This is a genomic window from Luteibacter sp. (genome assembly GCF_051958795.1).
In the GTDB taxonomy this organism is placed as follows: Bacteria; Pseudomonadota; Gammaproteobacteria; order Xanthomonadales; family Rhodanobacteraceae; genus Luteibacter.
In genome coordinates this window covers 1-11,426 of sequence record NZ_JBQCFT010000298.1, presented here as the reverse complement: position 1 = coordinate 11,426, position 11,426 = coordinate 1, and the positions used below count along the sequence as shown (strand labels likewise).

The following is an 11,426-nucleotide window of genomic DNA, read 5'->3' as shown; positions in this document are numbered from 1 at the left end:
TTATCTGACGGCCGTGGCCTCCCGCCGCGGGGTTGACGCTTGCCGGCCTTTTCCTTCCGGCGCACCAGGAATACCCACCCATGCATACCACCCGTTGGAACCAGCAATGGTTCTTCAACGTGCGTGGCGACGTCCTTTCGGGCCTCGTCGTCGCACTCGCCCTTATCCCTGAAGCCATTGCCTTCTCGATCATCGCGGGCGTCGACCCCAAGGTCGGCCTTTACGCGTCGTTCTCGATGGCCGTAGTGATCGCCTTCGCCGGCGGCCGCCCAGCCATGATCTCGGCGGCAACCGGTGCCATGGCCCTGCTCATGGTCACGCTCGTGAAAGAACACGGGCTGCAGTACCTGTTCCTCACCACGATCTGTACCGGCATCATCCAGATGGGCATCGGTGCGCTGAAGCTCGGATCACTGATGCGCTTCGTGTCACGCTCGGTGGTGACCGGCTTCGTTAATGCGCTGGCGATCCTGATCTTCCTGGCCCAGCTACCCGAGCTGATCGGCGTGCCCTGGCTGGTGTACCCGATGTGCGCCGCCGGCCTCGCGATCATCTACCTGTTTCCGTACATCACGAAGGCCGTGCCGTCGCCGCTGGTGGCGATCGTGGTGCTGACGATCGTTGCGATCGTCTTCCGGATGGATATTCACCGTGTCGGCGACATGGGAGCGCTCCCTGATTCGCTGCCGCATTTCCTCTGGCCGGACGTGCCGCTGAACCTGGCAACCTTGAAGATCGTGCTGCCGTACGCGCTGACCATGTCGGTGGTTGGGCTGCTCGAGTCGATGATGACGCTGCAGATCGTCAACGACATGACCGACACTCGCTCTGACAAGAACCGCGAATGCATGGGCCAGGGCCTGGCCAACATCGCCACGGGCCTGATCGGTGGGATGGCCGGCTGCGCCATGATCGGCCAGTCGGTGATCAACGTGAAATCCGGTGGTCGCGGCAGGCTCTCCACCCTGGTCGCGGGCGTGGTCCTGCTGATCCTGGTGGTGTTCGGCGCGCCATGGGTCCGCCAGATCCCGATGGCGGCGCTGGTGGCGGTGATGATCATGGTGTCGCTCAGCACCTTCAGCTGGCGCTCGCTCGCGACGCTGCGTTCGCACCCCACCTCGTCCAGCGTGGTGATGCTTGCGACCGTGGTGGTGACGGTGTGGACGCACGATCTCGCCCGTGGCGTCCTCACCGGCGTACTGCTCTCGGCCGTGTTCTTCGCCACCAAGGTCGGCCGCATGCTGGACGTCGACAGCTCGCTTTCGGCGGACGGCATACGCACATATTCGGTAAAAGGGCAGGTCTTCTTCGCTTCCTCGGATACGTTCGTCGAAGAGTTCGACCTCCGCGAAGACGGGCTTTCAGGCGTGGTCATCGATGTCGAGGAGGCCCATTTCTGGGACCTCACCGCCGTGGGCGCCCTCGACAAGGTCGTCCTGAAATTCCGTGACCTCGGCGTACCCGTGGAGGTGCGCGGCCTCAACCAGGCCAGCGCCACCCTGGTGGGCCGCCTCGGCACGCACGACAAGGAAGGCGCCCGTCCCGCGAGCGGTCACTGACCACAGTCCCATGTGGGAGCGCGCTTGCGCGCGATAGTTCCCGGGTAGGCAGGCGCCGAGACACGGCAGGTTTCCGTTCCGTCTCGATATTGCAGAATAGGCGCTGACGTAGTGACGGAGGCTCCCGTGAACATCATCTTGGTCGAGGACGACGAGCGGCTTGGTGCCGCGATCAAGCGCGCGCTGGAGCAGCTTACGCACGCGGTGATGTGGCTGCGCGCGGGTAACGAGGCGCTGGAGGCGCTGCGGCAGGAAGATGTCGACCTGGTGCTGCTGGACCTGGGCCTGCCCAACAAGGATGGCGTGCAGGTCCTGCGCGAGGCGCGCCGCGCGGGCATCCGCACGCCGATCCTGGTGATGACCGCGCGCGACAGCATCGAGTCGCGCGTGGAAGGCCTGGATGCCGGCGCGGATGACTACCTGGTCAAGCCCTTCCATCTCGACGAACTGGCCGCGCGCATCCGCTCGCTGGCCCGTCGCGCGCAGGGCCTGGCCGATAACGTCATCGAGGCGGGACCCCTCCGCCTGGATGTGGGGCGCATGGAGCTGACCCGCGAGGGCGAGCGGATCGAGCTGACCCGCCGCGAGTTCGCCCTCGTGCACGTGCTGATGGAGCGGGCAGGGCGCATCGTCCGGCGCGAAACGATCGAGCGCTCGGTCTACGGCAACGAGTCCGATGTCGGGCCCAACGCGCTCGAGGTGCTGGTGCACGCCCTGCGCCGGAAGCTGGGGTCGGACAGCATCCGCACGGTTCGTGGTTTCGGCTACATGGTCCCGACGGACGCTGCGTGAGGCCTGGCTCGCTCCAGCGCCGCCTGCGTCGCTACGTAGCGTTCGCCGTGCTCGCGGTGCTGTTGCCGCTGGGGCTGCTCACGGCCTTGCGGACCCTCTCCGAGTTGAACGAGCTGTCGGACGTGCGGTTGCGCCAGACGGCGGAAACGCTCGACGCGCTGCTCCGCCAGACCGGCGTGGGTGCGCTTTCGAACCAGGCCTTGCTTGAAGCGCTGCCGTCGGTACCTGTGGTCGCCAACGGTGAAGGACCGGCCTCGACCTTCGAGGCCGAGGTGGGGTACCGGGTGACCGACAAGGATGGCGATCCGCTGCTGGTGACCGAAAACATGCGCGACCTGCCACGCGATCTCGTGGCCGACGGCGTCATCCGTACGTTCGTGGTCCATCGCCGCCTCTGGCACGTGTATACGCGCATGGACCCGACGCTGGGCGTCACCATCAGCGTCGCAGAGCGGCACGATTCCCGGCGCGACATGACCAATGCAGTCGCCATGGAGCGTGCGTTGCCTATCCTGGTCGGCCTGCCGCTTTTGTTCATCGCGCTGCGCTGGGCCGTGCGTCGTGGCCTGCGGCCGCTCGATACGCTGGCGAACCTGCTGGCCCGTCGACAGCCGGGTGCCCCCGAGCCGGTCGGGCTCGCGGATTCGCCGCGCGAGATCACGCCGATCGTCGATGCGCTCAACGCGCAGTTCGACAGCATCGAAACCACGCTGGACCGCGAGCGGCGCTTCAGCGCGGACGTAGCGCATGAGCTGCGCACGCCGATTGCCGCCACGATGATCAACCTCGACAGCGCCGCCGCGTTCGGCAGTGCCGAGGCCTCGCCAGCCACGCTGGCGGATGCGCTGGCCAGCCTGCGCCTGCTTTCGCGGCGCACCGACCAGCTGCTGGTGCTGGCCCACTTGGATGAACATGCCCACTTGCCGGTCAATCGCGTGGATCTCAACGAGGTGACCCGTGAGGTGGTTGCGGAATGGTCGCCGACCGTGGACTGCACACGCTTCACGCTGAGCGTGGAGCTGCCGTCGCAGGTGGTCAGCGTGATGGGGTATCCCGCCGCGCTGGCGGCGATGCTGCGCAACCTGCTGGAGAATGCGGCACGCCACGCACCGCCCGGTGGCCGCGTGATGCTGGTCCTGGCGGCACGCGACGGCGAGGCGCACATCGACGTGATCGACGATGGCCCGGGCATTCCGCCGGAACGGCGCACGGCGGTGTTCGCCCGCTTCCATCGCGAAGCGACCGGCCTTGGCGATGGCTTCGGCGTGGGCCTGTCGATCGTTCAGCGCGTAGCCCAGTTGCATTCCGCGCAGGTCAGCCTCGAGGATGCGCCGTGGGGGCACGGGCTGCGGGTGCACGTGCGCATGCCGCTAGCCCGCTAGCTATCGTGCTAACGCCGTTGTGGGAGCGTGCTGTGGGAGCGTGCTTGCACGCGATGGGTGCTTGCGACGAGCACCCATCGCGCGCAAGCGCGCTCCCACAACGTTCCTACAACGGCTTTAGCAACGTCGCGACGCGCCGCGCGGTCTGCTCCGCACCCGCTTCATCACACGTGATGCCCGCATTACCCGCGCCATACGGCGCATAACGCTTCGGGTCGGTGCGGTTGAACAGGCCGATGGTGGTGGCGCGAGTCGCAGCGGCGAGGTGCATCACGCCGCAGTCGGCGCTGATGTACACGCCTGCGGCCTCGATGAACGCTGCAAGCTTGCGGGCATCGCTGGTGAAATAGGTCGGGTACGCGTTATCCAGCCGCGACAGGCCATCCGCGGCCACCAGTTCCACGACGCGGTGTTCGCCGATGCGCTCGAACAGTGCCGCGAGAAACTGCTGCCACCACTGCGCATCCTGGCATTTGGCCCCCGTGGCATTGGGGAAGATCGCCATCACCGGTGCCATGCCGTCATGCCCGGCATCGAGCACGCGGTGCAGCGTAGCGGCGCCCTTCGCTCGCTCCGCGTCGCTCAGGCGCAGGTCGAGCATCGGCCACTCGCCACCCTGGATGCCGAGTGCCTCGCGCAGCGCATGTACAGGCCGTGCCGCGAAATGCGCAGGTGCGTCGGGCGTGGCGTCCATGCGCACCTGGTATCGGGCACGGGCAAGAGCCGCGGCCACGCGGCCGGATGATGAGCCCGAGGCGGCATCGATCACCAGGTCATAGCGTTTTGCACGCAGGCGGCCGAGCGTGCGCAACGTGGCCAGCGGGTGACGCAGCGCGCGGCGATCGAGCAGGAACAACTCGCCGACGGAGGGAAAACCGGAGAACACGCCGCGCGCGGCACCACCGGATGCAAGCAGGTCCACTTCCGCGCCAGGGAACCGCGCCTCGAGTTCGGCGAGCAGCGGCGTCACCATCAAGGTATTGCCGAGGCGGTGGTTGGGCCGGCAGACCAGGATGCGCTGCATGCCGGTACGCGGAAGCTGGCCCGGTGCCACGACATTCGGCGCCTCCGGAAACGCCCGGCGCACGAACCACGCCATGGCCGCGCGGCGAAAGGCTTGCAGGCGGCCGTGCATGGGCGCGCGCTTGCCTTCCGTGGCAGCCGTGGAACGGTTGGTGGCGACGATCAAGGACATGCGCATTCCGTGAAGCACCCGTGGGGCGGGCGATGCGCACACCTTGCCGAACGGACCTTAGGGCCTCCTGTCAGCCAGATGACGGGAGGCTTACTTAGCCTAGTCTTAGCTGAGTGCCCGCCGACGGGCGCGCCATGGCCTTCAACAGCGGCAGCAGGTCACGGGTCGCCTCGTGGTGCGTCGGCGTGTCGGTGTCGTCGATGAGCTGGCCCACCATGTACTTGCGCACGCGGGTGTCCTGGTTCGCATCGTGGCTGACGCTCGCGGAGACGAGCTTGCCCTTCGCGTACGCAATATCCGTGCTTGCATGCGCCGAGTCGTCGATCTCGGTGTAGTTGTAGTTCTGCGACCCCAGCTGATTGGTGAGATGCAGCGCAGTATCCGCCCACGGCGACGTGTGGAAGGTCGCCGTAAGGTGGCTCGACAGCGATTGGCTGATGTGGCGGTCGCTGGCGTTGCGACCACTAAGCCCAGTCGACTGCGATAGCTCGTAGTTGAACGTATCGCGCTCGCCGCTGCGCATCGGATTGGGTGAACTGCCGGCCTGCGCGATCGACGCCTGGAAGTCGGCCAGGCCGGTCAGCAGCGCGTGATCGGTGCTGGAAAGATCGCGCGTCGTGCCGCGCGTGCTCGCATCAGCGGGCGATGGCGGATAGTGGCTGTTGAGCTGGCTGAACCCATCCTTGAACAGTGCGACGAGCGACGTATCGGCATGACCGCGCGTCGCGGCCGCGTCGATCTGGTCGAGCGTATTGGCGATCGACGCTTCGCGCTGGGCACGGTTGCCCCACGTCGCCGGCTGGCTCATGTCCAGGCCCAGCGAAAGGGACCCCGCGGCACCGGCGATCTTCAGCGTGCGGCTGTCGCTGCCGGCATGCAGGTCGATCGTTTCGTGGACGCCCGGCGCGGTTGCGACCGTGGCGCTCAGGTCGACGCCGGTGAGCACCGACGGATCGGCGGCCATCAATCCATCGAGCGACAGCATGGGCGGCTGCTTGCTGAGCCCATCCACGGCATCCTGGAAGGCACGGGACAATCCGGCGACAGCCTTCTTTTCGCCCTCGGAGAGCGTGCGATCCGAATTCAATGCAACGGAGAGCCCGTCGGCCGTCGCGCTCAGCGCCAGCTTGACCGTGGCGCCGCTTGCCGTCTGGATGCCCAGGCTGATGGTGCTGTCCGCGCCGGTAGCGCCGGAGATACTGGAGCTGAAATTGGCGCCTTCGGTCGTGACGCGGCCGAGCAGCGCCTGGCCGAGACCGGCGAAGACGCTACCTGCCTGGCCTGGGGTGCCGTTGCGTGCGAGCAATGCGCCGATTGCATCGTCGGAAGAGGGGTCCACCGTGTTTTTCGACGCGTCGGTATACGTCGGGTCGGTCGCCGGCGGCGAGCTCTCGAACACGACGGAGGGCTTTGCCGGCGCGAGCGACGACACAGCCGGGCGCGTCGCCAGGGCGACGATCCGGTCCTGCCACGAAGGTGCGGCGGGTGCGGCGGGGGTCTTCAGCAGCAGGGGATTCACAACGGTCCTTCGTCAGAGTCTCCTTGTGTAACGGCGGGCGGCCGCACAGCTTGAGGCCGCCCACCTTGTCGCACTCAATCGGCGACTTCGAGCAGGACTTCCAGTTCCACCGGTACGCCCAGCGGGAGGCTCGCCATACCGAGGACCACGCGCGGGGCGAGCTTGTCGTCGCCGAATACGCGGGCCATCAGTTCGGATGCGCCATCCGCGATGGCCGGATGCTCGCGGAAATCGCCGACCGTGGCGATGTAGATCCCGAGCTTCGCGACGGCGGTGACCTTGTCGAGCGAGCCCAGGAACTCCTTCGCCGCGGCGAGCGCGCTGAGGGCGGCCATCTCGGCGGCCTTGCGGCCGTCCGCCACCGTCAGCGCCTCGCCCACCCGGCCCAGCAAGGGCAGGTCATGGCCTACGGCAGGCAGCATGCCGCTGAAGTAGACCATGTTGCCGACGCGTACCGCCTCGACGTATTTGCCAAACGGCGACGGCGGCGGCGGAAGGGTGATACCGAGTTCCACAAATCGCCGTTCCGCGCCGGCGACCTGCGCTTGCGGGGCGTTCATTACCAGCGACCCAGGTGGGCGCCGCCATCCACGCGGAGCGCTTCGCCCGTGACGCGCGGCGCCTCGGTGACGAACACCACGGCATCGACGACTTCCTGGATGCTCGAGATGCCGTTGATCGGCGAAAGCGTGGCGAGGAAGTCCTTCGGGCCGTTCGCGTGCATCGGCGTATCGACGATGCCGGGGCCGACGGTATTCACGCGGATGCCCTGCGCTGCGTATTCCATCGCGAGGTTCAGCGAAGCCGATTCGATGCCGCCCTTGGTGATCATGGCGGCGGAGGTCGGCACGCCGGCGATCGGGTGGTCGGCCAGCGGCGAGGTGATGCTGGTGATGGCGCCACCGGTGCCCTGCGCGAGCATCTGGCGGATGACCTGCTGGGTCATGTAGACGAAGCCGTCCACGTTGGTCGACAGCAGCTGGCGATAGTCGTCTTCGGTGATGTCCGTGAACGGCTTGGCGATGAACACGCCCGCGTTGTTCACCAGGCCATCGACCGTGCCGAAGGCCTTCACCGCGGCCTTGACCACGGCTTCGGCGGTGGCCGGGCTGGCGATGTCGCCGTCGACGCGGACGAGGCGGTCGGAGCTCGGCAGCTCGGTGGACTGGCTGACCGTGCGCGAGGTGGCGACGACGTTGTAGCCGCGCTCAAGGAAGGTTTTGACGAGGCCGGCGCCGATGCCCTGGGAAGCGCCAGTGACGATGATGGTTTTAGCGTTCATGAGTGACTCCGATGCGTTGGGGGAGGTGTCTTGCTGGATGGGTATGCTCCGCCGATCGGCATTACTTGATTAGACGGAAAAGTGTGGAATCTCTTTTCCATTCGTGCAAAAGTCGGCCCATGCTGGATCTCAACGACATCGCGGTCTTTATTCGGGTCGCCCAGCTGGGCAGTTTCAGCCGCGCCGCGCAGGCGCTGGCGATGCCGGTCTCCACGGTGAGCCGGCGGGTCACCGCGCTGGAAGAAGCGCTGGGCGTGACCCTGCTCCAGCGCAGCACGCGCAAGCTCAGCCTGACCGTGCAGGGCAGGGCGTATTACGAGCAGTGCGGCGAACCGCTGAACGAACTGCAGGATGCGGAGCGTGCGCTGACCCAGGCACAGCGCACGCCCGAGGGCCTGCTGCGTATCTCCGTGCCGGTCATCCTGGGCCAGGCGCCGTTCTTCGAGTTCGTATCGGACTTCATGCGGGCGTACCCGCGCGTTCGCGTCGACCTCTTCATTTCCAACGCTTTCCTCGACCTGATTGGCGAGAACATCGACGTGGCCATCCGCTACGGTGACCTGCGCGACTCATCGCTGGTCGCGCGCTCCATCGGCACGAGCGTGCGCTATGTCGTCGCGACGCCGGGATACCTGGAAGGACGCACATTGCCGCAGAAGCCCGAAGATCTCGCGGAGCACGAGTGCGTGATGATCAATGGGCGAAACAACCAGGCCGAATGGGTGCTCACCAAAGGCAAACGCACGGAGCGGGTGCACGTCAGCGGGCCCCTATCCAGCCGTGACTTCAACTCGGTGAGCGCGTTCGTCTACCGCGGCCACGGCGTCGGTTTCCTGCCGTCCGCCTATTGCGACGACCAGCTCGCGAGGGGCGAGCTGGTCCGCCTCCTGCCGGAATGGACCTCGCCCGAATTCCCGGTGCACGCGGTGTACCCCACCCGCCGCTTCATGCCACAACGCCTGCAGGTGTTCCTCGACGCCCTGGCGGCATGGCAAAGCCCGTCGTGGCGACAGGGGTGACGACCGGATGAGACGATAGCGCCAGAACGTGAGCGTTCATGGTCTTACACTCTCGATCGTGGCGGCGGACCATGTGCACCAGCCGGGCCGGATGGCCTGTTAACCCTGGAGCTCACATGAACACCGCCTTCCGTTCCCTGCTGGAACGCTTCGTCCGCTTCGAGTCCGTCGGCCCGAACCTTATCCGCCTCGCCATAGCCATCGTGTTCATCTGGATCGGCGCACTGAAGTTCGTGCCGTTCGAGGCCGACAGCATCACGCCGTTCGTCGCGAACAGCCCGGTCATGTCGTTCTTCTATGAACACCCGACCGACTACAAGGCGCACCTGACCCATGAGGGCCAGCTGGTACCGGAGCAGCGCGCCTGGCAGGAGCAGAACAACACGTATGGCTTCTCGCGTGGCCTCGGCGTGGTCGAGCTGACCATCGCGGCGCTGGTGCTGTCGTTCCCGTTCTCGAAGCGGCTTGGTTTGCTGGGTGCGCTCCTTTCGTTCGGCACGACCCTGGTTACGTTGTCGTTTCTTGTAACAACGCCTGAGGCATGGGTGCCCGCACTGGGCGACGCGCAGCACGGCTTCCCCTATCTATCAGGTGCGGGGCGCCTGGTTCTGAAGGACACGCTGATGCTCGCGGGTGCCTGGGTCATCGGTATCGATGCGGCGAAGCGGATCCTTGCGGAGCGTGTTGCGGAGCAGCCCCGAACGGCGGTACTTGCAGGCGTGACCGTGAAGTAACGCGGCAACCAAGGCGGCGCCCAGCAGGGCGCCGCTTTGTTGTCGAAAGCAGAAATAACCCGGGTAAAACGCAAAGAATTGTGATGAACATCACGTTTTGGTGCTAGCGTAACCACTCGCGTGTCCGGGCAGGCGGGCAAGCCGGTGCTTATCCCCAAGGGGTGGATGGGCTGGCTTCGGCATACGTCGTGGGAGAGCACGCGTGGTTACGCAACGGTCGGCGGCGCCTGCCTTTCGCTATCGGGCTTTCATCAGCTACAGCCACCGGGACAAGGCCTGGGCGGCGTGGCTGCACCGCGCGCTTGAGTCCTATGTGATCCCGCAGCGGCTGGTCGGCCGCGTGACCGACAACGGCTCGGTGCCGCGCCGGCTCGTTCCCGTGTTTCGCGATACCGCCGAACTGGCTACCGCGCGTGACCTTGGCCGGAAGGTGACCGACGCACTCGCGCAATCGGCCTGCCTGCTGATCGTCTGTTCGCCCGAGGCTGCGCTGTCGCGTTGGGTCGATGAGGAAGTCAGGACCTACCAGCGGCTCGGCGGCGGTGAGCGCATCTTCTGTCTTGTCGTCGGCGGCGAGCCGAACGCCAGTCGTATCCCGGGCCGTGGCGCGGAGGAATGCTTTCCGCCAGCCCTGCGCCAGCGCTACGACCAGGAAGGCAACCTCATCGACGATGTGATCGAACCGCTTGCCGCGGATGTACGCCCCGGCGGCGACGGCAAGCGGGATGCGCTGTGTAAGCTGGTCGCTGGCATGCTCGGGCTCGAGCTCGACATGCTGAAACGTCGCGACCTGCAGCGAAGGGCACGCCGCGCGGTTGCCTTGTCTGCGGTGGCGCTCACGGTCACAGTGGTGATGACCGTGCTGGCGATCAACGCGATGATCGCCCGCCGTGACGCGGTCGCGGCGAGTCATGTCGCGGAACGTAGGCAGAAGGACGCCGAAGACCTGGTGGCGTTCATGCTGGGCGACCTCAACGACAAGCTCGCGCAGGTCTCTCGGCTCGATATCCTGGAGGCGGTGGACGACCGCGCGATGGCCTATTTCCAGTCCCAACCCACGCATGAAGTGAGCGACAGGGCGTTGCTGCAGCGGGCTACGGCACTGGAAAAGATCGGCAGCGTGCGCCTCGACCAGGGGCGGCTGGATGCGGCACTCGCCTCGTATGAGGCCGCGCGAACCGTAGCCAGCGGACTGGCCGCCGCCGCGCCTGCCGACGTATCGCGCCAGGTGCTGCTCGCCGAAATCACGACATTTACCGGCATGGTCCACTGGCGGCAGGGGCGGCTGGACGAAGCGCAGCGCGCATTCGCCAGCGCCCGCGCGATCCTGGTGCGCGCCGAGCAGGTAGCCCCTGCCAACAACGACCTGCATTTCCAGCTGGCCATGCTCGATAACAACATGGGCCGCGTGATGGAAGCACGCGGTGCGCTCGATGACGCAGGGGCGCATTACCGCGACATGCTCGCGCGCCTCCAGCGTCTCGCTGCCACGACGCCCGCCGATGCCGATGTCGCCGAGTGGCTCGGATCGGCGCATTACAACCTGGGCAAGCTCGCGCTGATGCGCGGCGAACTGGCGAACGCGATCGCCGAGTACGCCGCGGATGAGGCGATCCAGGCGCGTCTTAGCCGCGCGGATCCAAAAGATGCAAACCGTCGGGACAGCCTGCTGACGGTGCAGGCGATGCTCGGCCGTACGCAGGCCATGGCCGGCGATGTGGCTGCCGGCACCGCGCATCTGCAAGGCGCGGTGGACGCTGCTCGAGCCCTCGTCGCGCTCGACGCAAGCAATACCGACGCACAGGAGCATGTCGCGCTGTTCTCCACGCACCTGGCCCGCCTGCGTCGGCTCGCCGGCGATGACGCGGCGGCGGGCAGCCTCGTGAGCGCAGCGCTCCCGGTCTTCGCCATGCTGCACAAGCAGGATCCGCGCAATGCCGCATG

Annotated in this window: 10 protein-coding genes; 6 read left to right on the top strand and 4 right to left on the bottom strand. The window is 66.6% G+C overall.

Features of this window, described 5'->3' with window-relative positions:
• Positions 1-80 precede the first annotated feature (80 nt).
• The 3 genes from ACTHLF_RS15600 to ACTHLF_RS15590 all read left to right on the top strand — a co-directional run bounded on the left by ACTHLF_RS15600 (position 81) and on the right by ACTHLF_RS15590 (position 3,733).
• Positions 81-1,559 (top strand): SulP family inorganic anion transporter, encoded by a 1,479-nt coding sequence (locus tag ACTHLF_RS15600; RefSeq protein ID WP_440328383.1) that lies wholly within the window; start codon positions 81-83, stop codon positions 1,557-1,559.
• 126 nt (positions 1,560-1,685) lie between these two features.
• The gene (locus tag ACTHLF_RS15595; RefSeq protein ID WP_440328382.1) at positions 1,686-2,351 is read left to right on the top strand and encodes a response regulator; all 666 of its coding nucleotides are present in this window, start codon (positions 1,686-1,688) and stop codon (positions 2,349-2,351) included.
• Positions 2,348-3,733 (top strand): ATP-binding protein, encoded by a 1,386-nt coding sequence (locus ACTHLF_RS15590; RefSeq protein ID WP_440328381.1) that lies wholly within the window; start codon positions 2,348-2,350, stop codon positions 3,731-3,733. Before ACTHLF_RS15595 ends, ACTHLF_RS15590 begins: the two co-directional genes overlap by 4 nt.
• A gap of 106 nt (positions 3,734-3,839) precedes the next feature.
• On the opposite strand, the gene ACTHLF_RS15585 is transcribed toward ACTHLF_RS15590, so the two are convergent.
• The 4 genes from ACTHLF_RS15585 to ACTHLF_RS15570 all read right to left on the bottom strand — a co-directional run bounded on the left by ACTHLF_RS15585 (position 3,840) and on the right by ACTHLF_RS15570 (position 7,729).
• Complete coding sequence (locus ACTHLF_RS15585; protein WP_440328379.1) at positions 3,840-4,928, bottom strand: glycosyltransferase family 9 protein; 1,089 nt, start codon at positions 4,926-4,928, stop codon at positions 3,840-3,842.
• Positions 4,929-5,022: 94 nt separating this feature from the next.
• Complete coding sequence (locus ACTHLF_RS15580) at positions 5,023-6,447, bottom strand: hypothetical protein (protein WP_440328378.1); 1,425 nt, start codon at positions 6,445-6,447, stop codon at positions 5,023-5,025.
• A gap of 74 nt (positions 6,448-6,521) precedes the next feature.
• On the bottom strand, positions 6,522-7,007 hold the full coding sequence (locus ACTHLF_RS15575; RefSeq protein WP_440328376.1) for a RidA family protein: 486 nt from the start codon (positions 7,005-7,007) through the stop codon (positions 6,522-6,524).
• On the bottom strand, positions 7,007-7,729 hold the full coding sequence (locus ACTHLF_RS15570; RefSeq protein ID WP_440328375.1) for an SDR family NAD(P)-dependent oxidoreductase: 723 nt from the start codon (positions 7,727-7,729) through the stop codon (positions 7,007-7,009). The genes ACTHLF_RS15575 and ACTHLF_RS15570 overlap by 1 nt, the downstream gene beginning before the upstream one ends.
• Positions 7,730-7,848: 119 nt before the next feature.
• On the opposite strand from ACTHLF_RS15570, the gene ACTHLF_RS15565 reads away from it, so the two are divergent.
• The 3 genes from ACTHLF_RS15565 to ACTHLF_RS15555 form a co-directional block, all read left to right on the top strand.
• On the top strand, positions 7,849-8,748 hold the full coding sequence (locus tag ACTHLF_RS15565) for a LysR substrate-binding domain-containing protein (protein WP_440328374.1): 900 nt from the start codon (positions 7,849-7,851) through the stop codon (positions 8,746-8,748).
• 116 nt (positions 8,749-8,864) lie between these two features.
• Entirely contained in the window at positions 8,865-9,482 is a 618-nt protein-coding gene (gene rclC, locus ACTHLF_RS15560) for a reactive chlorine resistance membrane protein RclC (RefSeq protein WP_440328373.1), read from the top strand.
• Between the two features lie 202 nt (positions 9,483-9,684).
• Positions 9,685-11,426: TIR domain-containing protein (locus tag ACTHLF_RS15555; RefSeq protein WP_440328371.1), on the top strand; the 1,742-nt coding region annotated here is incomplete at its 3' end.